This is a genomic window from Janthinobacterium sp. 61, assembly GCF_002846335.1.
Classification (GTDB): Bacteria; Pseudomonadota; Gammaproteobacteria; order Burkholderiales; family Burkholderiaceae_D; genus Janthinobacterium.
This window is the reverse complement of record NZ_PJMQ01000001.1, coordinates 3,572,579-3,595,222: the sequence shown is the minus strand read 5'-3', so window position 1 is coordinate 3,595,222 and position 22,644 is coordinate 3,572,579. Positions and strand designations below refer to the sequence as shown.

Here is a 22,644-nt window from a genome sequence, read left to right as displayed (position 1 = left end):
CAGCACATCACGATAACCCAACATCCGGCTGAGAGCGCGCATGATCAATGTCTTTGTATTACAGAATGGCCGGCTCAACCAGGTGCCGATCGACAGCCGCGCAGACCTCGAAAATGCCGAACCGGTGTGGGTCGACCTGACCGATCCCACCGACGATGAACGGGGCTGGGTCAAGGCCATTTACAACGTTACCCTGCCGGGCGAAGACGAAGTCAAGGATATTGAAGCGTCGGCGCGCTATTACGAAGCGGAAAACGGCGATTTGCACCTGCGCACGGACTTCTTGCGCGAAGAGGACGATGGCCCCTCGCGCGTCATCACGGTAGCCTTCATTCTTGCCCGCAAGATCCTGTTTTCCATGCATACGGACGACTTGCCCGTGTTCCGCCTGGTGCGCATGCGCGCCCGCTCGCGGCCAGGCTCGATTGCCGACTACATGGACGTGCTGCTCGACCTGTACGCCACCGATGCCGAATATTCGGCCGACGTGCTCGAAGGCATCTACCAGAACCTGGAAGAAGTCAGCACGCGCGTGCTGCAAAAGGAATTTACCGATGCCCACGCAGCCGAAGCGCTGAATGCCATTGCCCACGAGGAAGATTTGAATGGCCGTATCCGCCGCAACATGATGGATACGCGCCGCGCCGTGAGTTTCCTGATGCGCGGCCGCTTGCTCAATTCCGAGCAGTTCGAGGAAGCGCGGCAGATTTTGCGCGACATCGAATCGCTCGATGGCCATACCTCGTTCCTGTTTGACAAGATCAACTTCCTGATGGATGCCACCGTCGGTTTCATCAACATCAACCAGAACAAGATCATCAAGATCTTCTCGGTGGCCAGCGTGGCTTTCCTGCCGCCTACCCTGATCGCCAGCGTGTACGGCATGAACTTCAAGCTGATGCCGGAACTGGAATGGTCGTTTGGCTATCCGTGGGCCTGGGGCCTGATGATCACCAGCGCCATCGCGCCCTTCCTGTACTTCCGCCATCGCGGCTGGCTGAAATAAGCATTCTTCGCCGGGACGCGTCCGCGTTCCGGATACGCCACCGGGCTGCGTCCCGGATTCCAAGGCGAACGCAGCAAATTCAAAAATCAGCGATAATCATTGGTATTGCGTGGTATTGAATTGGTATTTTTCCGTCAGCGCTTGCCTGGCGCCCGATTCTTCCCCCCGTAGTCTGCTTTTTGCAGAAAAGTATCGTCATTGAGACGTTTTCTGCGTAGTAGCGTCCGCCTGTTCCACCTATGATCGTGCGATGCCAGCCTTGGCCGGCCGGCCGCCGCATTTCCCGTCACCGTTGCTTTCTGGAGAGTCCATGCCTGATACCGCCACTACCCCACCGCGTTTCACCCATCTGATCAGCGACTGCGATGGCGTGCTGATCGACAGCGAAGCCGTGGCCCTGCAAGCGCTGCTGGAATTGCTGGCGCCGCGCCTGCCGAACCTTCCCGAGGGTGTTACCCTGCAAGGCTTGATCGAGCCGCGCCTGGGCCAGCGCCTGGTGCCGCTGATGCAGGATATTTACAAGGAACTGGGCTTGCCACAATTGCCGGCCGACGAAATCATGGCTATCGGCAACGCCGTCGATGCGGCCTGCGACGCGCAATTGCGCGCCGTGCCCGGCGTGGCGCAGGCGCTGGCCGCCATTCCCCTGCCCAAGGCCGTGGCCTCGAACAGCGTCAGCGCACGCGTGCTGTCGGCGCTCGAGCGCACTAGCATGGCGCCGCTGTTCGATCAACGCGTCTTTACGCCTGACCTGGTGGGCCACGCCAAGCCGCACCCGGGCGTCTACCTGGCGGCGGCTGCCGCGTTTGGCGTGCGGCCAGGCCAGTGCCTGGTGCTGGAAGACAGCGTCACGGGCGTGACGGCCGCCGTGGCGGCGGGCATGACGGTATTGGGATTCATCGGCGGCGGGCATATCGCCGCCGGCCAGGAAGCGCGCCTGAAGGCGGCCGGCGCGCACGTCGTGTTCAACGACATGGCCAGCCTGCCGGCGCTGGTGGCGGCGGTGCTACAAAGCGCTACAGTGTAACGACACCTGACAAAACCGTAGCGAGCGGCAGTGATTTGTGGCCGAGAAGCGCAACCGTACTCTAGTACGGTGAGCATCGCCGGCCGCAAAGCGCGACGCGCAGTAGGTTTTGTCAGGTGTGTACCTTACGCTAGTTTGGCAAACACTTTGCGCGCGGCAGCGATGGTGGCGTCGATGACGGCATCATCGTGCTGCGCCGAGACGAAGCCTGCCTCGAAGGCAGCGGGCGCGAAGTACACGCCTTCGTCCAGCATGGCGTGGAAGAAGGCGTTGAACTTGCTGCGGTCGCCCGCCATCATTTCCGCGTAGCTGCTCGGTGGCGTGGCGCTGAAATAAATGCCGAACATGCCGCCGATGTAGTCGGCGCAGAAGACCACGCCCGCCTCTTTGGCTGCGGCGGTCAGGCCTTCGGCCAGGCGCTTGGCCGTGGCGCCCAGCTGCTCGTAGAAGCCAGGCTGCTGGATCAGTTTCAAGGTGGCCATGCCGGCCGCCACGGCGACCGGGTTGCCCGACAGGGTGCCGGCCTGGTAGACGGCGCCCAGGGGCGCCATGTGGTGCATCAGCGCCGCGCTGCCGCCGAAGGCCGCCACCGGCATGCCGCCGCCGATGACCTTGCCCAGCGCGGTGAGGTCGGGCTTGATGCCGTACAGCGCCTGCGCGCCGCCCAGGGCCACGCGCAAGCCGCACATGACTTCATCGAAAATGAGCAGAGCACCGTGCTGCGTGCACAGATCGCGCATCGCCTGCAGGAATTGCGGCGTGGCTTTCACCAGGTTCATGTTGCCGGCCACGGGCTCGACGATCACGCAGGCGATCTCCGCGCCGAAACTGTCGAAGGCGTCCTTCAGCTGTTCCACGTTGTTATAGTCAAGTACCAGGGTGTGCTTCACAAAATCTTCCGGCACGCCGGCCGAGGTCGGGTTGCCGAAGGTGAGCAGGCCGCTGCCTGCCTTCACCAGCAGTGAGTCGGCGTGGCCGTGGTAGCAGCCTTCGAACTTGACGATCTTGTCACGCCCCGTGGCGCCACGCGCCAGGCGCAGGGCGCTCATGGTCGCTTCCGTGCCCGACGAGACCAGTCGTACTTGCTCGATCGACGGTACCAGGCGCGTGATTTCCTCGGCCATCAGCACTTCGCCTTCGGTCGGCGCGCCGAACGACAGGCCCAGCGCGGCCGCATCCTGCACCGCTTTCACCACTTCCGGATGGGCGTGGCCGACGATGGCCGGGCCCCACGAACCGATGTAATCGATATAGCGCTTGCCGTCCGCATCCCAGAAGTACGGGCCTTCGGCGCGCGTGATGAAGCGCGGCGTGCCACCGACGGAGCGGAAGGCGCGCACGGGCGAATTGACACCACCTGGCGTGGTTTTTTGTGCGCGGGCAAACAGGATGTCGTTCTGTGAAGTCGTCGTCATGATAATCGTGCCTTGAAAGTGGATCGTTGTCTGTGTCGTCTGGTCTGTGCTTATTGGACGCCGCGCTGGCGCTGCTGCTGGAACTGCCGGTTTGGCACCAGCTTGCCCATGCCGTGGCGCTGCGCGTGGGCCAGCGCGCCGGTGGTAAATTCCTGCGCCGCCACGACCACCTGCGGCACATCGTCTTCGTTTTCAGCCAGGGCCAGCAGGGCGGTGGCCGCCGCCGACAGGGTGCTGCCGGCACCGTTGAAGATGCCCGGCAGGTGCTGCCATTCGTCGTGACGCACCACGCCGTCCTCGCCGAACAGGGTATTGGCGCGCAACTTGCCTTCGGCCGTGCCGGATTTGCTGGCGTCGGCCGGCATGCCGGTGACGAGCACGTACTCGCAGCCCAGAGCTACCAGGTAATCGACATCGTTTTGCAGGGTGTCGTCCGGGTCGGCGTCGCGCCAGGTTTCTGCCAGGCGCTCCAGTTCCACCGGCGAGAGCACCAGCAAAGTCGTTTGCGGGATCAATAGCTGGCGCACGGCGGTGAGGATGTCTTCGTCGTCCATGCCCTGTTCCGGCAGCGCCGAAATGAAGGGATCGAGGATCAGCGGCACGTTCGGATAGTCGGAGACGATTTCGGCGATGGCCGTGACGTTTTCCACGCTGCCCAGGGCGCCGATCTTGATGGCCGAGACGGACATGTCTTCCAGCAGCACGCGCGCCTGGTCGGAAACCCAGTCCGGGTCGACCGCTTGCACGTCTTCCACGCGCGCGGTATCGCTGATCAACAGGCCCGTGGTGACCGACAGGCCATGGCAGCCGAAGGCTGAAAACGTGGCCAGGTCGGCCTGGATACCGATCGCGCCGACCGGATCGGACACGCCGAAGCTTAATATGAGGGGAGAAGTTTGGTTTTGCACGGCGGGTAGATTAAGATACCTAATTCAGCATTTTACTTGATTGAAGGGTGGCAGAACGTGAGTAGCAACGAAACAACGCAGCAATTCCAAACGTGGATGTGTCTTATTTGCGGCTGGGTTTATGATGAAGCGGCCGGCCTGCCCGACGAAGACATCGCTCCCGGCACGCGTTGGGCCGATGTTCCGATGAACTGGACCTGTCCTGAATGCGGTGCGCGCAAGGATGATTTCGAGATGGTGGCGCTTTAACTAATCCAGAACCCTGGGATGGTGCTGCCGCACGCTGGTATCGCGGCAGCCTGTGCTATGGTATGAAAGATTGTCGAATAATTACATGTCGCGTCCAATTCTGCCAGAGGCACCGTCCGATGCCGTGTGCGCCAGCGCCACGATACTGGTCATCGACGACAGCGCCACCAGCCGCAGCGCGGCCGAAAAGGTCTTGCGCGAGGCAGGTTATCGCGTGGTGGTGGCGGAAAACGGCTTCGAGGCCTTGGCCAAGATCGCCGACTGCCAGCCGGCGCTGATCGTGTGCGACATTGTGATGCCTCGCCTGGACGGCTACCGCACGTGTGCGCTGATCAAGGCCAGTGCGGCCTTTCATGCCACGCCGGTGCTGATGCTGTCGTCGAAGGAGGGCTTGTTTGACCGCGCGCGCGGTGCCATGGCAGGCGCCAGCGCCTGCTTGGTCAAGCCGCTGGCGCGCGAGGCGCTGCTGGAAGCCGTGCGGCTGCACCTGGCCAGGCAATTTGAGTAAGTGGTTTATTGATTGACAACGCAGCAAGGAAGCAGATGGCCATACACACAATTCTGATCGTCGATGACTCGCCGACAGAACGCTATTACCTGAGCGAGATGCTGGTGCGTGCCGGTTATGCCGTCGTCACGGCGCAGGACGGTGCCGACGCGTTGGCGCAACTGAAGCAGGCCAGGCCCGACCTGATCCTGATGGACGTGGTGATGCCCGGTGCGAATGGCTTCCAGATCACGCGCGCGATTGCGCGCGATCCCGAACTGCAGGACGTGCCGGTGATTATCTGTTCCAGCAAGAGCCAGGAAACGGACCGTATCTGGGGCTTGCGCCAGGGCGCGCGCGATTACCTGGTCAAGCCGGTGGTCGAAGCCGAGCTGCTGGCCAAGATTGCCGCGATTTCCTGAGAATGCAAACGATGCCAGGTCACGGCGTGTCCACAGCGGCCTTCCCGCCTGCCGCTGCCGCCATGTCATCTTTCGATATGGGGGCGCGGCAGGGGCGCTTGCGCCAGTATCAGCTGCAATTGATCGAGCGGATACAGGCCGCGCGCAGCGGCGCGCTGGCAGCGCGCAAGGAACTGGGCGTGATGCTCGGTGGCCGGCCGTGCCTGCTCGATCTGACGCAGCTCGGTGAAATCGTCATTGCCGCCGGGGTGCAGATCCAGGGCGTGCCGCTGGCGCAGGACTGGTATTTGGGCTTGGCGGCCATGCGCGGACGCCTGACGGGGGTTGTCGACCTGGCCCGCTACATGGGCGAACCGGCCTGCGCGCCCGGCAGCCACTGCCGCATCATCACGTTTTCTCCCCGCCTGGGCCTCAATTGCGCACTGCTGGTCGAGCGCGTGCTGGGCTTGCGCCAGCTGCGCACGATGCAATCCATGCCCATGCCGGAGGCGCCTCGCGAGGTGCCTTCCTGGGCGGCGCAGACGCTGTGCGACAGCGCAGGGCAGCAGTGGCTGCGCCTGGACCTGGCGCAGCTGGCGCAATCGGAACGCTTCCTTGATGCCGGTTTTGGCGGATTCGCCGACCACGAGGACATACGCTGATGGGCGCCAATTCTCCTATCCTGACTACCGGCATGCCCGAGACGGACCACGTTGCTGACGGGCCGACCGCGGCGGCCGACCTGCCGCTGCGCTTGCGCGACGCGCTGGGACGGCGCAAGTCGCTGGCCAAGGCACCGGTCAGCGACTTGAAGCTGCCGCTGATCGGCCATTTGCCGCTGCAAAGGCAATTGAGCATCCTGTCGACGGTGATGGCCCTGAGTCTGGCCGCCAGCCTGCTGTTCGTCGGCCTCAATACGCGCAGCGGCAATATCGCCTCGGCGCAGACGCAGCTGGCCAGCGACGCGTTAATGCATTCGCAGCGCATCGGCAAGGCTGCGCCGAATGCCGTGCAGGGTAATCCGGAAGCCTTCCGCCAGCTCGAGGAAAGCCGCAATGAGCTGAACCAGGATTTCCGCCTGATGCTGCGCGGCGGGACGTATCACGGCCGCGATATCGGCGAGTCGCGTTCCGGCCTGCTGGCGGCGGTGGCCGACGCGCGCAAGAAGTGGGCCAGCAGCGACCGCGCGGCCAGCACCATCTTGCGCCTGAAAACGGAGCTGGGTGAATTCGACAAGACCTTGCAGCAATTGAACGCACTGTCGCCGGCGCTGCTGGCGCAGACCGAGGAAATAGCGGCGCTCAAGGTGCAGCGCGGCGGCAACGCGCGCGACCTGGCCGTCATCGGCCGCCTGATGATGCTGAGCCAGCGCATGAGTCGCAGTGCCAGCGAGTTTCTGTCGTCGGGCAGCATCAGCTCGGAAACGGCATTTTCGCTGGGGCGCGACACGACGTATTTCCGTACCGCCGTCGAAGGCTTGCTCAACGGCAGCATGTCGCTGCAATTGGCGCCCACGCGCGACGCCGAACTGCGCGACCGGCTGGTGGCGCTGAAAGCCAGTTTCGACACTTACCAGAAGCTGGTTTCGTCGATACTCGACCGGCTGGATAAATTCAGTTCGGCCAAGAGCGCCGAACTGCTGATTTTCAACGAGAACGAAGACCTGCGCCAGCGTTTGACCCTGCTGCAGCAGATGTACCACGTGAACCAGGAAACCCTGGGCATGGCCTTCTGGATGATGGTTGGCGGCGTATTGCTGACCCTGATCGCGGCGGCCGGCATCGGCCGCGTGCTGCTGCAGGACTCCGTCAACCGTACGCGCGACGCCGAGCGGCGGCGTCAGGAAGCGGAAATCCTGCGCCTGCTGTCGCAGGAAAAGGAAGAGCAGGCCAAGGCCAAGAATGACCAGAACCAGGCGGCCATCCTGCGCCTGATGAACGAATTGCAGAAGGTCGCCGACGGCGACCTGACGGTACAGGCCACCGTGTCGGAGGACATCACGGGCGCTATCGCCGATTCCGTCAATTACACGGTGGAGGAATTGCGTGGCCTGGTGGGGCGCGTGACGGCGACGGCCGAACAGGTCAACCGCGCCTCGACGCAGGCGCAAAGTATCTCCAGCAAGCTGTTGATCGCTTCGCAGCAGCAGTCGCGCGAAATCCAGGGCGTGAGCGCCACCGTGGTCAAAATGGCCAATGCGATTACCGACGTGTCGAAGTCGGCCAGTGTCTCGGCCGACGTGGCACGCCAGTCGGTGGCGGCAGCGCAGCAGGGGGCGACGGCGGTGGAAAATGCCATCAAGGGCATGCATGAAATCCGCGAGCAGATCCAGGATACCTCCAAGCGCATCAAGCGCCTGGGCGAATCGTCGCAGGAAATCGGCGAAATCACCGAGCTCATTTCCGACATCACCGAACAGACCAACGTGCTGGCGCTGAACGCCGCCATCCAGGCTGCATCGGCTGGCGAAGCGGGGCGCGGCTTCTCGGTTGTCGCCGAGGAGGTGCAGCGCCTGGCAGAACGCTCGGCAGCTGCCGCCAAGCAGATCGGCGCGCTGGTGCGCACCATCCAGGCCGATACCCAGGATGCTACCCGCGCGATGGAAAAATCCACGCAGGGCGTGGTCGAGGGCGCACACCTGTCCGACGCGGCCGGCGCTGCCTTGAACGACATCAGCCAGGTGTCGAAACACCTGGCCGAACTGATTCAGGGCATCTCGTTCGCCACGGGCACGCAGGCCGGTTCGGCCAGCGGCGTAGCCTTGAATATCCAGCATATCCTGAGCGTGACGGAGCAGACCCAGGATGGCACGCAGCAAACGGCGCAATCGATCCATAAACTGTCGATGCTGGCGCAGGAACTGAAAAATTCGGTGTCGCGCTTCCGCGTCGCCGCCTGAACGCTGCGCCAGTCCAGGCGATTTTTTTACCGAGGCATGCATGAGCACACCTGATAGTCCACAGCAGTCCAAACCGTTCGACAGTGAACCGTTGTCGTGGGTGATGGTGGAAATCCGCGAAGCGCTGGGCCGCTCGAAAACGGCGCTGTTCGAAGCGGGTGGCCGCGAGCGCGAGGAACGCGCCACGGCCCTGCAGCATGCCCGCTCGCACCTGCACCAGGCGCATGGCGCGCTGGTGATGGTGGACGTAGCCGGCGCCAGCCTGCTGACGGACGGCGCGGAACAGGCACTGGCGCGCTTTCGCGACGGCAGCCTGGAATACACGCTGGACCATGCGCAGATTGTCGCCGACTTGTATCAGGCCCTGATCGAATACCTGGAAGACCTGGTGGTCGGCACGCCACCGCAGCCGACGCGTTTGTTCCCCTACTACCGCGCCCTGCAAACCATGCTGGGCGCCGAGCGCATACACCCGGCGGACCTGTTTTTTCCACCTTCATCGATGCTGGAAGGGCATGCCATCGCGCTGGCGGACGCGCCCCCGCTGGCCGATTATCCGGCCTGGCGCGGGCGCTTTGAAAAGTCATTGCTGCCCTTCCTGAAGGCGCAGGATGATGCTGCGCGGCGCCAGCACGCAAGCGAATTGCATGCCACCCTGACCTTGGTGGCGGACGCCCAGCAAGAAGCGCCGGCGCGCACCTTCTGGTTCGCCATGCAGGCGTTTGCCGGACTGGCGGCCAGCGGCGAGGGCATGGGCACGCTCAACGTCAAACAGCTGTTCGGCCTGATCAACCTGCAATTGCGCCGCCTGGCGCAGGGCACGGCCAGCCTGCCCGAACCGATGCTGCGCGACGCCCTGTTCTTCATCGCGGCCGCCACTGAGCCGACGCCGGAGGCACGCCAGCTGCGTGCCGCTTTTGCGCTGGAGGGACAGGTGCCCGCCGACGTGGAAACACGGCGCTATGGCCAAGTCGACCAGGATGCCTTGCAAGGCGCCCGCACGGCCCTGGCGCAGGCGCGCGCCAGCTGGAGCCGCCTGGCGCAAGCCGACCTCGATCCTGTTCTGGGCACGGATTTTGACGCGTCGCTGCAAGAGGTGGCGGCACATGTGGAGTCCCTGAAGCAGCCGGCCCTGGCCAGCCTGCTGCGCGAATGCGCGGCGGTGGCGCGGCAAGCCGTGGCCAGCGGGCGTAGCGCGGCCCTGGAGAATGAAATCGGCATGGCGCTGCTGTTTGCCGATACGGGCCTGGAGCAGGTGCGCCGCCTGCCCGACGATTTTGCCGGCAATGCGGAAACCATCGCCGCACGCCTGCAGGCGCTGCTGGCCGGCGAAGCGCCGCCACCCGTCACGGCGGGCGAGCTGTCGCGCCAGATCGAACAGGGGCAGACCGTCGCCGCGCTGGCCGAGGAAATGAAGACGGGCCTGCGCCAGGTGGAAAAGGTGCTTAACGCCTATTACGCGGATGCAGCGGGGGCGAGGGCGGGGGGCCTCGCTGGCGTCGCGCTTGTGCTGGGGCAGTTGCAGCAGCAGCTGGCCGGGCTGGGACAGGAAGATGCGCGCGCCGCAGTGCTGCAGGTTGACGCGGCCGTGCGGCAGCTGGCTGGTGGTGACGCAAATGCGGATGCCAATGCGAAGGCGCATGCCGAGGCGCTCGACGAGATCGCGCAAAATGTCAGCGCACTGGGCTTTTTTGTCGATATGCTGGGCCGCAACGCGCAAGCGGCCAGCGGGCGTTTCCATTTCGATGCCGTCGCCGGCACCTTCCGCGCCCTGCCATTTGAAAAAGTCGCCGCCGCCGGCGCCGTGCCGGTGCCCTTGCTCGACCAGGCGCTGGCGCCCGCCGCGCCTGCTGGCATGGATGCTGCGCCAGAAGTGACCGGTGTCGACGCCGAGATGCTCGACATCTTCATCGCCGAAGCGCGCGAAGTACTGGCCTTCATTGACACCACCCTGGCTCTGCCGCGCGAGCAGGCCGCCAGCGGCGACCACCTGGCCATGCTGCGCCGCTCGTTCCACACCCTGAAAGGCAGCAGCCGCATGATCGGCCTGGCGCAGTTTGCCGAAGCAGCCGGCGCCATCGAACGTGTCATGAATACCTGGCTGGCCGAAGCGCGCCCCGTCAGCGATGATCTGTTTACCTTGCTCAATTACGGCTGGTACCAGCTCAGCGAATGGCTGGCCGAACTGGAAGGCGGCGCAGGGCGCGAGCGCGAGGCCGGCATGCTGCTGGCGGCGGCCGAGCGCGTGCGCGAAGGCGGTCCGTTTGAACTGCGCAAGCCGCGCGCGGCGACGCCCGTGGCCAGCAACGGCAATGTGATCGGCTTTCCATCCGCCACGGCGCCCGCCGCCCACGACGCGCCTGACGATAACCTCAAGCACGTCGGCGAACTGCGCATCAGCCTCCCCTTGTACAACATCTACCTGGCCGAGACGGATGAATTGCTGCGCGTGCTCACGCGCGACTTCGGCGAATGGCGCCATGAACAGCGCGCCGTCAGCGCGGAGGCGCTGCAAGCTGTGCATACCCTGGCGGGAACTTCCGGCACGGTCGGTTTCCAGTCCCTGCGCGACCTGGCGCACGCGCTAGAGACAGTGATCGAAACGGTGGTGGTGCCGCTGGCCGGCCTGCGCGCCGGGCAGCACGACGTGCTGGAACAGGCCACGCAGCGCATCGCGCAGATGCTGCAGGCGTTTGCCTTGGGCGACCTGGCACCATCGCAGCCGGACATGATCGAAGCGCTCAACACCCTGTGGCGCACCTTGACGGCGCCGCCCGGCGAGAGCCAGGAAGACCGGCTCGACGCCCTGTTTGCGGCCGCTTACGCCAGCATCGTCGGTACGCCGGTGCTGCCGCCCGAAGCGCAGGATGACGCGTTGGCCGAGATCCCTGCGGCGCAGCTCGAGACCCTGTTCGAGGCGGCGTATGCGAGCATCGTCGCCGATGCACTGCGGCCGGCTGATGCGCCGGCGCCGGCACAGGTGCAGGCGCAGGCACACGACCGCGGCGCCAGCGACGACCTGTTCGACGCCGGCTTCGAACACGCGCCGCCGTTGGAGCACGCCGTGCCGGAAGCGCCGGCGCCGGCCATCATGCCGCCAGATGCGGCCGCGCTGCTGGCAGCGAGCGCCGGCATCAGCGATGAACTCGATCTCGATCTATTGTCTGTCTTCCTGGAAGAGGGCGCCGACCTGCTGCCGCAGATCGGCGAGGCGCTGCGCAGCTGGCAGCAGCAGCCGCACGACAGCAGCCAGGCGCAGATGCTGCTGCGCACCCTGCATACCGTCAAAGGCAGCGCGCGCATGGCCGGCGCCATGCGCCTGGGCCAGCATGCGCATGAAATCGAGACGCATATCGAAAACATGCTGCACGCGGGCACCGCCACGCCACAGGCCTTCGAGGAGTTGCTGGCCCATTACGACCATGCGCTGCACCTGTTCGAGCAGTTGCAGCAACCGTTGCTGCCCTTGCCGGGCATGGAGGACACGCCGGCCGCCGAACCGAAGGCGGCGCTGGTGCGCGTGCGCGCCGATATTCTCGACCGCCTGGTGAACCAGGCCGGCGAAGTGTCGATCACGCGTTCTAAAATGGAAAATGAGGTCGGCGTGCTGGGCGCTTCGCTGTCCGAGTTTTCCGACAACCTGGCGCGTCTGCGGCGCCAGTTGCGCGAAGTGGAAATGCAGGCCGAATCGCAGATCGCCTCGCGCATGGCCGTCGGCAGCGAGCGCGAATTCGACCCGCTCGAATTCGACCGCTTTACGCGCCTGCAGGAACTCACGCGCATGATGGCCGAAAGCGTCAACGACGTGGCCTCGTTCCACGAAAATCTCAGCCACAGCGTCGATGCGGTGACAGACGATCTGGTGCTGCAGGCGCGGCTGACGCGCGAGCTGCAGCGCGACCTGATGCAGATCCGCATGGTGCCGTTTGCCAGCATCGCCGAACGGCTGTTCCGTGTGGCGCGGCAAAGCGCCAAGGAAGTGGACAAGCGCGTTAACCTCGACATCCGCGGCGGTGGCGTGGAAATCGACCGCAGCGTGCTCGAACGCATGGCCGCGCCGTTCGAGCACCTGCTGCGCAACGCCATCGTGCACGGCATCGAGCCGCGCGAAGCGCGCCTGGTGGCGGGCAAGAGCGAGACGGGCGAGCTGCTGGTGCAGGTCAGCCAGCAGGGCAATGAAGTGGCGATTGCATTTTCCGACGATGGCGCTGGGCTCGACCTGGAACGCATTCGCGCCAAGGCACACGGCACCGGCCTGGTGGCGACGGATGCGCCTCTGAGCGACGTGCAGGCGGCCGAGCTGATTTTCACGCCGGGTTTTTCCACCGCCGACAGCCTGACGGAACTGGCAGGCCGCGGTTTTGGCATGGATATCGTGCGCTCTGAAGCGCTGGCCCTGGGCGGCCGCGTGGAGACGCTGACGCAAGCCGGCCTGGGCATGCGCTTCACCATTCACCTGCCGCTGACCCTGGCCGTCACGCAAGTGGTGCTGCTGGCGGCGAACGGCAAGATGTATGCCTTGCCATCGGTGCTGGTGGAGCAGGTGCTGCACCTGAAAGGCGAACAGCTGGAGCAGGTGCGGGCAGCCGGGTGCATCGCGTCGCACGGGCAGTCGCTGGCACTGCATCACCTGTCGGCCATGCTGGGCGAAACGCCGGTGGCGCAGGCCACGCTGCGCTATGCGCCCGTGCTCCTGCTCAGGAATGGCAATGACAGGCTGGCGCTGCAGGTCGATGACGTGGTGGGCAACCGAGAGGTCGTGGTCAAGCATGTGGGGCCGCAGCTGGCGCGCATGCCGGGCATCGCCGGCGCCACGGTACTGGGCACGGGCGATATCGTGCTGATCCTCAATCCGGTGGCGCTGGCGCAGCACCTGGAGCATCACCCGGAACTGCTGTCGCAGTATGCGCTGGCCAGCAGCGAACAGCATGCCGCCTCCAGCGCACTGGCCGTGCCTGCCATCCGCGTGATGGTGGTCGACGATTCGCTGACGGTGCGCCGCGTGATGCAGCGTCTGTTCGAGCGCGAAGGCTACCAGGTGCTGCTGGCCAAGGATGGCCTCGATGCGCTGGAGCAGTTGCATGCACTGGAACCGGCTGCCATGCCGGCCCTGCTGCTGGTCGACGTGGAGATGCCGCGCATGGACGGTTTTGACTTGACGCGCAATGTGCGCAGCGATGACAAGACTCGCGCCATCCCCGTCATCATGATCACCTCGCGCAGTGCCGACAAGCACCGCGCGCACGCGTTTGAACTGGGCGTGGATGCGTATTTCGGCAAGCCGTTCCAGGAAGAAGAATTGCTGGCGGAAGTGGGGCGCTTGCTGGGCGGTGAGGTGGCGTAGGTCGGGTTAGCGCGCAGCGCGTAACCCGACACCACCACCGGCCTAGGCAACAATATCGTCGGATTAGCGGGGCCTTGCCCCGCTAATCCGACCTACGCGACCACCTTCACCACCGCATAGCGCGCCAACGTTTCCTTGCGCGCCTCATCGTGCTGCACCAGCGGTTCCGGATAGTCGCGTCCCAGTACGATGTTTTTTTGTTCGAGCAGCATGCGCGGCACCAGCCAGGGCGCATGGATTTCCTTGTCGCCCAGCGCCTTCAGCTGTGGCAGGTAGCGGCGGATGAAGCGCCCGCTCGCATCGAATTTTTCCGACTGCGTGATGGGATTGAAGATGCGGAAATAGGGCTGCGCGTCGCAGCCGGACGAGGAGGCCCATTGCCAGCCGCCGTTGTTCGAAGCCAGGTCGAAGTCATTCAGGTGCAGCGCGAAATACGCTTCGCCGCGGCGCCAGTCGATGCCCAGATCCTTGATCAGGAAGCAGGCCGTGACCATGCGCAGGCGGTTGTGCATATAGCCAGTCTGATTCAGCTGCGCCATGGCCGCGTCCACCAGCGGGTAGCCGGTGCGCCCCTCGCACCAGGCGGCAAACGCGGCATCGGCTTCGGGCCCCGTTTCCCAGGCGATGGCGTCGTAGGCCGGTTTGAAGGCGCCGCCTTCCACATGCGGGTTCTGGTACAGGATCATGGCGTAGAAATCGCGCCAAATCAGTTCGGCCAGCCACACGGGCGCGCCATCGCCGCCGCAGCCCCGGTCCATCAGGTCGACAATGGTGCGCACCAGATAGCGCAGCGACACGGTGCCGAAGCGCAGATGCATGGACAGGTAGGACGGTCCCTTCAAGGCGGGAAAATCGCGCGCCACGTCATAGCGGGCCACGCGCGGCAGGAAATCCTCGAACAGTGTGCTGGCGCCCGACATGCCAGTGGGAATCGCCAGTTCGGCAAGGTTGCTGGCTTCGAAACCCAGCTCGCCCAAGGTGGGCAGGGGCGCAGGCGTGCCGGTGCGCGGCGGCGCCAGGCTGGCGGCGTGCGGTTCGACAGCGAACGGCGCCAGGCAGCCGGGTTCGGCGCGCATTTTCTTCAACCAGGCATTCTTGTACGGCGTGTAGACGGTGTACGGCTTGGCCGAGAGCGTCAGCACCTCGTCCTTTTCAAAGATGACCTGGTCCTTGAAGCTGAACCACAGGCGCGCCTCTTGCGTGAGCGCGGCGGCCACGGTGGCGTCGCGCGCGATGGCTTGCGGTTCGTAGTCGTGGTTGGCAAACACGGCGTCGGCCTTCAATTCGGCGGCCAGGCGCGGGATGGCCTCGGCGGCGTCCGCGTGCAGCACGATCAGGTCGCCGCCCAGCTGGCGCAACTCGCCGGCCAGCTCGGCCACGCTGGCATGGATGAAATCGACCCGCCGGTCGCGGCGCGGCAGCGCTGCCAGGATGGCGGTGTCGTACACGAAGACGCAATGCACGGCCTGGCTCTGGCGCAGGGCGTGATGCAGTGCAGCATGGTCAAACGCGCGCAGATCGCGCCGGAACCACACCAGGGAAGTCTTGATAGTCATTATTTGCGTGTTCAGGGTCAAAGATAGCTCATTTTTTGCCGCCAACAGGGCTTTATGGCCGCTCGCGTCGTGCCTTTGGCGTCGCTGCAGCGGCAATTCAGTGTAAACTAGTGGGTATGTTCGTGGTGGTTTATGTGCGACAGCGATTGTGCAATCAATTTTACAATTGGCATGGCCATGCGCCCGCAAGCAGGGTGATGTTTAATTTTGCGCAAATCGCAAAGCGTGCGTGGCGTAGCCGCAAGGCCAAGCGAATTGATGGCTAATTTATAATAATTTACAACATAACAAGAATAGCGCCTGGCATCACGGTGCGCGCCGCCCAGCATTCGCGGCAGCTTGCGCCAGGCGTACGATAGCGGGGTAAGCGAGACTTGCCAGCAAGCCCACAGAGAGAGCATCGCGTATGAAAAATAAAATTGACCAGACTCTACCAGGGCATCGTTTGATGCAGGGTGTGGGAGAGCCGGCGGCGACCGGTTCCTCCACCTTGAATCTGGCCAACCATTTCCTGATCGCGATGCCGGCCATGCAAGATCCGATCTTCGGCGGCACGGTCGTGTACGTCTGCGAGCACAATGAAAACGGCGTGCTGGGTGTTGTCATCAACAAACCCACCGACATGACCATGGAAGTGCTGTTTGACCGCATCGATCTGAAACTGGCGGCCGGCAGCGACACGCCCATCATCAATGAACCTATCATGTTCGGCGGCCCCGTGCAGGACGACCGCGGCTTTGTGCTGCATACGCCGGGTGCGCACTATTCCTCGTCGCTGACGGTGACCGATGAAATCGCGTTTACCACCTCGATCGACGTGCTCGAAGCCGTCGCCAAGGGCGATGGTCCCGAGCGCATGCTCGTTTCGATCGGCTATTCAGGCTGGAGCCCGGGCCAGCTGGAAGACGAGATCGGCCGCAATGGCTGGCTGACGGTGGGCGCCTCGGCCGACATCCTGTTCGACTTCCCCATCGAGCAGCGTTACGTCGCGGCCATCAAATTGCTGGGCATCGATCCCCTCATGTTGGCGAGCGAGGCCGGACACGCATGAGGTGGATGCTATAAACCTATTGCGCAGCCCACTTTCGGGCATCCGTTGCTCGCTGTACCTTCGAGCAGCTCCGCTACTCAATCCGACTTTGAGCTTGCTCGCCACGGTTTATGGCACCACCTATGTTGATCTTTATTATGGAAAAATGCTGTGACGAGTGACGCCATCGACACCATCCTCGCCTTCGATTTCGGCTTGAAACGCATCGGCGTGGCCATCGGCAATACCATGATTTGCCAGGCCAAGCCGCTCAGCGTGATCACGGCCACGGCGAATGAGCCGAAGTTTGCCGCCATCGATAGCCTGATCAGGGAGTGGGGCGCGAGCCGCATCGTGGTAGGCCTGCCCAGTCATCCGGATGGCACCGAGCACGAGATGAGCGCGCGTTGCCGCCGTTTCGCCAACCAGGTGCATGGCCGCTTCAACCTGCCGGTGGAACTGGTCGATGAGCGTTATTCCTCGGCCGTTATCGCCGCCAAGCGCGGTGAAGTCATCGACGACCGCGCCGCCGCCATTATCCTGCAACAGTATTTCGACGCGAATTATTAATCTGACCTTAGCCTCCCATCCTGAATGATTAAGAACTCTATGCCGCATCCTACGAATCCTTCCCAACTCGACGCCGAGGCCCTGTACGCGGTCTTGCTGCAGCAGGTGCAGAGCGGCCTGGCGGGCATCCCCAACGTGGCCATCGTCGGCATCCATTCGGGTGGCGCTTGGCTGGCCGAACGCCTGGCGCGCGACCTGAACCTGGTGGATCGCCTGGGCGTGCTCGACGTCTCGTTCTACCGCGACGACTTTGCCCAGAAAGGCCTGCATGCCGACGTCAAGCCGACGAAAATCAGCTTTGACGTCGCCGGCGCCACCATCCTGCTGGTCGACGACGTGCTGTACACGGGCCGCACCACGCGCGCGGCCATCAATGAATTGTTCGACTATGGCCGTCCGGCCAAGATCATGCTGGCCGCCCTGGTCGATCGCGGCGAGCGCCAACTGCCGGTGGCCGCAGATTTCGTGGCCGCCTTCACTGCCGTGCCGGCGGGCCAGGCCCTGGTCCTGAAGCAAGCCGACGATGGAAAATTCACGCTCACCCTAGATACCCACCATGCTTAATCCGCAACTGAATAAACACGGCGAACTGCAACATCTGCTGACGATTGAAGGCTTGCCGAAGTCTATCGTCAACCACATCCTCGACACCGCATCTTCGTTCGTCGGCATTTCCGACCGCGATGTGAAAAAGGTGCCGCTGATGCGCGGCAAGAGCGTTTTCAATCTGTTCTTTGAAAACTCCACGCGCACCCGCACCACCTTCGAGATCGCCTCGAAGCGCCTGTCGGCCGATGTCATCAACCTGAACATCCAGGCTTCGTCGGCCAGCAAGGGCGAGTCTCTGCTCGACACCATCGACAACCTGTCGGCCATGCATGCCGACATGTTCGTCGTGCGCCACGCGCAGTCGGGCGCGCCCTACCTGATCGCCAAGCACCTGATCGACACCAAGCAGCCGCACGTCCACGTCGTCAACGCGGGCGACGGACGTCACGCGCACCCGACCCAGGGCTTGCTCGACATGTACACGATCCGCCACTACAAGAAGGATTTCACCAATCTGACGGTGGCCATCGTGGGCGACATCCTGCATAGCCGCGTGGCCCGTTCCGACATCCATGCGCTGACCACACTGGGCGTGCCGGAAGTGCGCGCCATCGGCCCGCATACCCTGCTGCCGGGCGGCCTGGAACAAATGGGCGTGCGCACTTTCACCAACATGGATGAAGGCCTGAAAGGCGTGGACGTGATCATCATGCTGCGCCTGCAGAATGAACGCATGAGCGGCGCGCTGCTGCCATCGGCGCAGGAATATTTCAAGAGCTACGGCCTGACGCCCGAGCGCCTGGCGCTGGCGAAACCGGACGCCATCGTCATGCATCCGGGCCCGATGAACCGCGGCGTTGAAATCGATTCGGCCGTGGCCGATGGCCCGCAGGCGGTGATCCTGCCGCAGGTGACGTTCGGTATCGCCGTGCGCATGGCGGTGATGAGTATTTTGGCTGGTAATCAGGGCTGATAGCCCAAGGACGAGTAAGCGAGCATGACGACACTACATATCAAGAACGGCCACCTGATCGACCCTGCCAACGGCATCGATGGCTTGCAAGACCTGTTTATCGCCGATGGCAAAGTGCTTGCCGTGGGCAGCGCTCCGGCCGGTTTCAAGGCTGATACCACCTTTGATGCGGCCGGCCTGGTGGTTTCCCCCGGCCTGGTCGACCTGTCCGCGCGCCTGCGCGAGCCGGGCTACGAATACAAGGCGACGCTGGAATCGGAACTGCAGGCGGCCCTGCAGGGCGGCGTCACGAGCCTGGTCTGCCCGCCTGACACCGATCCCGTGCTCGACGAGCCTGGCCTGGTGGAGATGCTGAAATACCGCGCCAAGACGCAGAACAAGGCCCACGTGCACCCGCTGGGCGCGCTGACCATGGGCTTGAAAGGCAAGTCGCTGACGGAAATGGCGGAGCTGACGGAAGCGGGCTGCATCGGCTTCGCGCAGGCGGAAGAGCCAATCGAAGACACCACCGTGCTGCTGCGCGCGATGCAGTACGCGAACACATTCGGCTACACGGTCTGGCTACGCCCGCAGGATCCGCACATCGGTCGTGGCGGCATCGCCCACAGCGGTCCGCTGGCGTCGCGCCTGGGTTTGTCGGGCGTGCCCGTGATGTCCGAAACCATCGCCCTGCATACGATCTTTGAATTGATGCGCGCCAGCCGCGCGCGCGTGCACCTGTGCCGCATCTCGTCGGCGGCGGGGCTGGAGCTGATCCGCGCCGCCAAGGCCGAAGGATTGCCAGTCACCTGCGACGTGGGCGTGCACCATGTGCATCTGACGGACGCCGACATCGGCTTTTTCGATCCGAACGCGCGCGTCACGCCGCCGTTCCGCAGCCAGCGCGACCGCGATGCGATCCGTGCCGGCTTGCTCGATGGCACGGTGGACGCCATGTGCTCGGACCACACGCCAGTCGATGACGATGAAAAACTGCTGCCCTTCGGCGAAGCCTCGCCGGGCGCCACGGGCCTGGAACTGCTGTTGTCGCTGGCCCTGAAATGGGCTGACGACTATGCGCTGGCGCAGCCGCAGGCCGGTGCGCGTCCACTGGCGCGCGCCGTGGCCAAGGTCACGTCCGACGCGGCACGTGTCGCCGGCATTCCGGCCGGCAGCCTGGCCGTGGGCGAAGCGGCCGACATCTGCGTCTTCGATCCGCACGCGCGCTGGACGGTGTCGTCGGCGTCGCTGGCCAGTCAGGGCAAGCACACGCCTTTCCTCGGCTATGAGCTGAGTGGTATCGTGAAGGCGACCATCGTGGCTGGACAGGTGGCGTTTCAGCGTTAATTATTTGTATCGGAGCCGTAGGTCGGATGAGCGGTACGCGTAATCCGACCAGTCCATGGCGGCTTCTGTCGGCTTACGCAGCGCCTCACCGGCGCAGCTAAGCCGACCTACGCGGCTGTATGGATTTGCTTCCAACCTTGGTGTCATTTGAAACTTCTGCTTACCTACCGCCTCGCGCGCATCGCCATTCACCTGAGCTGCGGCATGGCCAAGAGCGCCGTGCTGTTTCCCTGGCTGGACCTGGAAGGGCGCAACCGGCGCATCCGCCGCTGGTCGACGCAGTTGCTCGATATCTGCGGCGTGCATGTGGTGCTTCCGGCCGACAGCGTGCCGGCACTCGACCATGCGATGGTGGTGGCGAACCACGTTTCGTGGCTCGACATCTTCGTCATCAATGCCGTCCATCCCTGCCGTTTCGTCGCCAAGGCGGAAATCCGCGCCTGGCCGATTCTTGGCTGGCTGGCGGGGCGCGCCGGCACCATCTTCATTTCACGCGGCAGCAAGCGGGACCTGCGTCTGATCTTTCAGGGCCTGGTCGATAAATTGACGGCGGGCGAGCGCATTGCGTTCTTCCCCGAAGGCACGACCGCCGCGCAAGGGCAGATTTTGCCGTTTCACGCTAACTTGTTCGAGGCGGCCATCGATGCGCAAGTGCCGGTGCAGCCGTTCGCGCTCGTGTATGTGGATGACAAGGGGGCTTTGCATCACGCCGTCGACTTCATTGGCGAGATGAGCTTTGCGCAAAGCATGGTGGCGATTTTGAGCGGCCCGCCGATCACGGCGCGCCTGACCTGCCTGGCGCCGGAATTCACGGCCGGTGCACACCGGCGTGAGCTGGCTGCGGCAACGCAGGCGGCGGTTGCCGCCGCGCTGCCGCTGGAAAAGGCCGCTTAGTTCTTCACATGCAGCCAGCGCGCGTGCGCGGCGCGGGCCAGATAGTCGAGGATAAAACCCAGAATCCCGATCAGCACGATGGCAGCCATCAGCTCCGAATACGCCAGGCGGTCGCGCGTGTCGAGGATGAAGTAGCCGAGGCCGGCCGACACGCCCAGCATTTCCGCTGGCACCAGCACGATCCAGATGATGCCGATGGCCAGGCGCACGCCCGTCAGAATATCGGCCGTGATGCCCGGCAAAATCACCTTGAAGACGATTTCGCTGCGCGTGGCAGACAGGCTGCGCGCCAGCAGCAGCCAGTTCGGATCGAGGCGCGCCACGCCGGCCGCCGTATTGAGCAGAATCGGCCAGACGGCCGCAAACGCCAGCAGGAAATACACGGGAGCGTCACCGACGCCCAGCACCATCACGGCAATCGGCATCCACGACAGCGGCGAAATCATGCGCAGCAGCTGGAACAGCGGCATGGCCGCGCCGGAAAAGCTTTTCGACATGGCCACCAGCACGCCCAGCGGCACACCGATGACGATGGCCAGCCCCAGGCCCACGGCCACCCTTTGCAGGCTCAGTACCACGTGCAGCCAGATATCCGAACCGCCCAGCATTTCCTTGAACGCCAGCGCCGTGGGCAGTGGCGCAAAGGCGGTCGCGATGGGCGTGGATTTCTCCAGTGCAGTCACGCCCATTGACCACAGCAGCAAGGCACAGGCCAGCCCCACCAGGGGCAGGCCAAACTTCGTGAACAACTTGCTTGCCATCGTCAGACCGCCACGGTTTCGCTGCGCAGCAGGTTGGCCGGCAAGCCGAAGGCGGCCGGGCCGCCGACTGCCGTGATGGCCTTGCGCACGAAGCGGTCATCGACCAGGTCGCGCGCGGCGAACTTCGGATCGAGGTTGGCCAGGAAGCGCGTATCGCCTTCGACCTTGGTGCGGCCGATGGCGCGCACCAGTTCTTCCGTGTACGAGGCAAACGGATACGGCTGGAAGTCGATGCGGCGCTGCTGCCAGTTCTTGTGCACGATCAGGCCCTGCTTCTCATAGCCGGCGTAATCGGTCGTGGCCAACACCTTGGTCAGCACCTGCAGCGGATGCGGCGTGTAGCGGTGTTCGCCCACGTTCGACAGCAGCTTGGCCGTGTCGACCTGGTTCGAGCGCGTCCACAGCTGCGCCTTGACGATGGCGTTAGTGACTTTTTGCGCCCATTCCGGACGCGTGTTGATGTCGCGCTCGGACAGGAAAGTGACGCAGCATGCATGGTTTTTCCACACGTCGCCCGAGAAGCGCAGTATCTTGCCGATGCCGGCGTTTTCCGCCGCCGCATTGAACGGTTCGGCCACGATGTAGCCGGCGATGGATTTGCTGGCCAGGGCGGAGACCATTTCGGCCGGTGCCAGCACGATCAGGTTGACTTCATTCGATTTGATGGCTGCGTTGCGCGCGCGGGTGACCGGCGTCAAACCATTCGAGGACAGGATTTGCTGCAGCAGGATGTTGTGGATCGAGTACCAGAACGGGATGGCGACCGTGCGTCCGCCCAGGTCGGAGACCTTGTTGATCTCGTTGGCCACCGTCAGCGCGGAGCCGTTGACGTGGTTCCACGCGACGACTTTCGCCGGGAACTTGGCGCCGTAGCGCACCCACAGGGTGGCGGGCGACAGTAAATGGATGACGTTGACCTGGCCAGCCACGAAAGCTTCGATGATCTGCGCCCAGCTGCGGAACAGGCGCGGCGTTTCCGCCTGCAAGCCTTCCGCCTCGAACAGCTTGCGGGCGTGGGCGACGAGCAGCGGGGTGGCGTCGGTGATCGGCAGGTAGCCGATTTTCACGGGCTGGTCGTCGCCTTTCGGGCCTTGCTGGGCCATGGCGTCGCCGGCGAACAGCAGGGGCGAAGCGACGCTGGCCGTGGCCAGGGCCGACATGCGCAGGAAGTCGCGCCGCGTCAGGCCGCAGTCGCAATCGGAGGAGGCGCAGATGTGCAGGGGTTTGTTATTTTCTTGGAAGGACATGG

The 22,644-nt window shown here is 64.1% G+C and carries 19 protein-coding genes; 14 read left to right on the top strand and 5 right to left on the bottom strand.

The window, feature by feature from the left end; all coding sequences use genetic code 11:
• Positions 1 to 40: 40 nt before the first annotated feature.
• Together corA and CLU92_RS16420 are read left to right on the top strand one after the other, a co-directional pair.
• Positions 41 to 1,006, top strand: a complete 966-nt coding sequence (gene corA / locus CLU92_RS16425; protein WP_101482764.1) for a magnesium/cobalt transporter CorA — start codon at positions 41 to 43, stop codon at positions 1,004 to 1,006.
• 310 nt (positions 1,007 to 1,316) lie between these two features.
• Positions 1,317 to 2,033, top strand: a complete 717-nt coding sequence (locus CLU92_RS16420; protein ID WP_101482763.1) for an HAD family phosphatase — start codon at positions 1,317 to 1,319, stop codon at positions 2,031 to 2,033.
• Between the two features lie 125 nt (positions 2,034 to 2,158).
• Here CLU92_RS16420 and hemL read toward each other — a convergent pair whose 3' ends face one another.
• Together hemL and CLU92_RS16410 are read right to left on the bottom strand one after the other, a co-directional pair.
• Entirely contained in the window at positions 2,159 to 3,448 is a 1,290-nt protein-coding gene (hemL, locus tag CLU92_RS16415) for a glutamate-1-semialdehyde 2,1-aminomutase (protein ID WP_101482762.1), read from the bottom strand.
• 50 nt (positions 3,449 to 3,498) lie between these two features.
• Complete coding sequence (locus CLU92_RS16410; protein ID WP_101482761.1) at positions 3,499 to 4,356, bottom strand: hydroxymethylpyrimidine/phosphomethylpyrimidine kinase; 858 nt, start codon at positions 4,354 to 4,356, stop codon at positions 3,499 to 3,501.
• A 96-nt stretch (positions 4,357 to 4,452) separates the two neighbouring features.
• Between CLU92_RS16410 and CLU92_RS16405 the strand changes: the two genes are divergently transcribed.
• From CLU92_RS16405 to CLU92_RS16380, 6 genes are all read left to right on the top strand, one after another.
• Positions 4,453 to 4,605 carry a rubredoxin gene (locus CLU92_RS16405; protein WP_010401308.1) on the top strand — a complete coding sequence of 51 codons (153 nt, stop codon included), beginning with the start codon at positions 4,453 to 4,455 and terminating at the stop codon, positions 4,603 to 4,605.
• Between the two features lie 85 nt (positions 4,606 to 4,690).
• Positions 4,691 to 5,113 (top strand): response regulator, encoded by a 423-nt coding sequence (locus CLU92_RS16400; RefSeq protein ID WP_101482760.1) that lies wholly within the window; start codon positions 4,691 to 4,693, stop codon positions 5,111 to 5,113.
• A 35-nt stretch (positions 5,114 to 5,148) separates the two neighbouring features.
• A complete protein-coding gene (locus tag CLU92_RS16395) occupies positions 5,149 to 5,514 on the top strand; it encodes a response regulator transcription factor (protein ID WP_101482759.1) in 366 nt (121 codons plus the stop codon).
• A 26-nt stretch (positions 5,515 to 5,540) separates the two neighbouring features.
• Positions 5,541 to 6,155, top strand: a complete 615-nt coding sequence (locus tag CLU92_RS16390; RefSeq protein ID WP_306821369.1) for a chemotaxis protein CheW — start codon at positions 5,541 to 5,543, stop codon at positions 6,153 to 6,155.
• Positions 6,155 to 8,392 (top strand): methyl-accepting chemotaxis protein, encoded by a 2,238-nt coding sequence (locus CLU92_RS16385; protein ID WP_101482757.1) that lies wholly within the window; start codon positions 6,155 to 6,157, stop codon positions 8,390 to 8,392. The genes CLU92_RS16390 and CLU92_RS16385 overlap by 1 nt, the downstream gene beginning before the upstream one ends.
• A 40-nt stretch (positions 8,393 to 8,432) precedes the next feature.
• Positions 8,433 to 13,736, top strand: coding sequence for an Hpt domain-containing protein (locus tag CLU92_RS16380; RefSeq protein WP_101482756.1), 5,304 nt, complete (start codon positions 8,433 to 8,435; stop codon positions 13,734 to 13,736).
• 92 nt (positions 13,737 to 13,828) lie between these two features.
• Here the strand turns inward: CLU92_RS16380 and CLU92_RS16375 are convergent, their stop codons facing one another.
• Positions 13,829 to 15,292 carry a deoxyribodipyrimidine photo-lyase gene (locus CLU92_RS16375; protein ID WP_101482755.1) on the bottom strand — a complete coding sequence of 488 codons (1,464 nt, stop codon included), beginning with the start codon at positions 15,290 to 15,292 and terminating at the stop codon, positions 13,829 to 13,831.
• A gap of 448 nt (positions 15,293 to 15,740) precedes the next feature.
• On the opposite strand from CLU92_RS16375, the gene CLU92_RS16370 reads away from it, so the two are divergent.
• From CLU92_RS16370 to CLU92_RS16345, 6 genes are all read left to right on the top strand, one after another.
• The gene (locus CLU92_RS16370) at positions 15,741 to 16,343 is read left to right on the top strand and encodes a YqgE/AlgH family protein (protein WP_101484723.1); all 603 of its coding nucleotides are present in this window, start codon (positions 15,741 to 15,743) and stop codon (positions 16,341 to 16,343) included.
• Between the two features lie 165 nt (positions 16,344 to 16,508).
• Positions 16,509 to 16,892 carry a Holliday junction resolvase RuvX gene (gene ruvX, locus CLU92_RS16365; RefSeq protein ID WP_070256114.1) on the top strand — a complete coding sequence of 128 codons (384 nt, stop codon included), beginning with the start codon at positions 16,509 to 16,511 and terminating at the stop codon, positions 16,890 to 16,892.
• 39 nt (positions 16,893 to 16,931) lie between these two features.
• Positions 16,932 to 17,456 (top strand): bifunctional pyr operon transcriptional regulator/uracil phosphoribosyltransferase PyrR, encoded by a 525-nt coding sequence (pyrR, locus tag CLU92_RS16360; protein ID WP_101482754.1) that lies wholly within the window; start codon positions 16,932 to 16,934, stop codon positions 17,454 to 17,456.
• On the top strand, positions 17,449 to 18,414 hold the full coding sequence (locus tag CLU92_RS16355; protein ID WP_034746695.1) for an aspartate carbamoyltransferase catalytic subunit: 966 nt from the start codon (positions 17,449 to 17,451) through the stop codon (positions 18,412 to 18,414). Before pyrR ends, CLU92_RS16355 begins: the two co-directional genes overlap by 8 nt.
• Positions 18,415 to 18,438: 24 nt before the next feature.
• On the top strand, positions 18,439 to 19,740 hold the full coding sequence (locus tag CLU92_RS16350; protein ID WP_101482753.1) for a dihydroorotase: 1,302 nt from the start codon (positions 18,439 to 18,441) through the stop codon (positions 19,738 to 19,740).
• Positions 19,741 to 19,887: 147 nt separating this feature from the next.
• Complete coding sequence (locus tag CLU92_RS16345; protein ID WP_101482752.1) at positions 19,888 to 20,634, top strand: 1-acyl-sn-glycerol-3-phosphate acyltransferase; 747 nt, start codon at positions 19,888 to 19,890, stop codon at positions 20,632 to 20,634.
• Here CLU92_RS16345 and CLU92_RS16340 read toward each other — a convergent pair.
• Positions 20,631 to 21,395, bottom strand: coding sequence for an ABC transporter permease (locus CLU92_RS16340; RefSeq protein WP_101482751.1), 765 nt, complete (start codon positions 21,393 to 21,395; stop codon positions 20,631 to 20,633). The two genes, CLU92_RS16345 and CLU92_RS16340, sit on opposite strands and share 4 nt — an antisense overlap.
• Positions 21,396 to 21,397: 2 nt before the next feature.
• Positions 21,398 to 22,642, bottom strand: a complete 1,245-nt coding sequence (locus CLU92_RS16335) for an ABC transporter substrate-binding protein (protein WP_101482750.1) — start codon at positions 22,640 to 22,642, stop codon at positions 21,398 to 21,400.
• Positions 22,643 to 22,644: the final 2 nt, after the last annotated feature.

Bases quoted from the DNA above. Each gene is read 5' to 3' on its own strand.
- CLU92_RS16370 (WP_101484723.1), top strand. From the start codon at position 15,741: ATGCAGGGTGTGGGAGAGCCGGCGGCGACCGGTTCCTCCACCTTGAAT.
- hemL (WP_101482762.1), bottom strand. From the start codon at position 3,448: ATGACGACGACTTCACAGAACGACATCCTGTTTGCCCGCGCACAAAAA.
- corA (WP_101482764.1), top strand. From the start codon at position 41: ATGATCAATGTCTTTGTATTACAGAATGGCCGGCTCAACCAGGTGCCG.
- CLU92_RS16350 (WP_101482753.1), top strand. From the start codon at position 18,439: ATGACGACACTACATATCAAGAACGGCCACCTGATCGACCCTGCCAAC.
- CLU92_RS16405 (WP_010401308.1), top strand. From the start codon at position 4,453: ATGTGTCTTATTTGCGGCTGGGTTTATGATGAAGCGGCCGGCCTGCCC.
- CLU92_RS16375 (WP_101482755.1), bottom strand. From the start codon at position 15,292: ATGACTATCAAGACTTCCCTGGTGTGGTTCCGGCGCGATCTGCGCGCG.
- CLU92_RS16385 (WP_101482757.1), top strand. From the start codon at position 6,155: ATGGGCGCCAATTCTCCTATCCTGACTACCGGCATGCCCGAGACGGAC.
- CLU92_RS16395 (WP_101482759.1), top strand. From the start codon at position 5,149: ATGGCCATACACACAATTCTGATCGTCGATGACTCGCCGACAGAACGC.
- pyrR (WP_101482754.1), top strand. From the start codon at position 16,932: ATGCCGCATCCTACGAATCCTTCCCAACTCGACGCCGAGGCCCTGTAC.
- CLU92_RS16420 (WP_101482763.1), top strand. From the start codon at position 1,317: ATGCCTGATACCGCCACTACCCCACCGCGTTTCACCCATCTGATCAGC.
- CLU92_RS16340 (WP_101482751.1), bottom strand. From the start codon at position 21,395: ATGGCAAGCAAGTTGTTCACGAAGTTTGGCCTGCCCCTGGTGGGGCTG.
- CLU92_RS16335 (WP_101482750.1), bottom strand. From the start codon at position 22,642: ATGTCCTTCCAAGAAAATAACAAACCCCTGCACATCTGCGCCTCCTCC.
- CLU92_RS16380 (WP_101482756.1), top strand. From the start codon at position 8,433: ATGAGCACACCTGATAGTCCACAGCAGTCCAAACCGTTCGACAGTGAA.
- CLU92_RS16400 (WP_101482760.1), top strand. From the start codon at position 4,691: ATGTCGCGTCCAATTCTGCCAGAGGCACCGTCCGATGCCGTGTGCGCC.
- CLU92_RS16355 (WP_034746695.1), top strand. From the start codon at position 17,449: ATGCTTAATCCGCAACTGAATAAACACGGCGAACTGCAACATCTGCTG.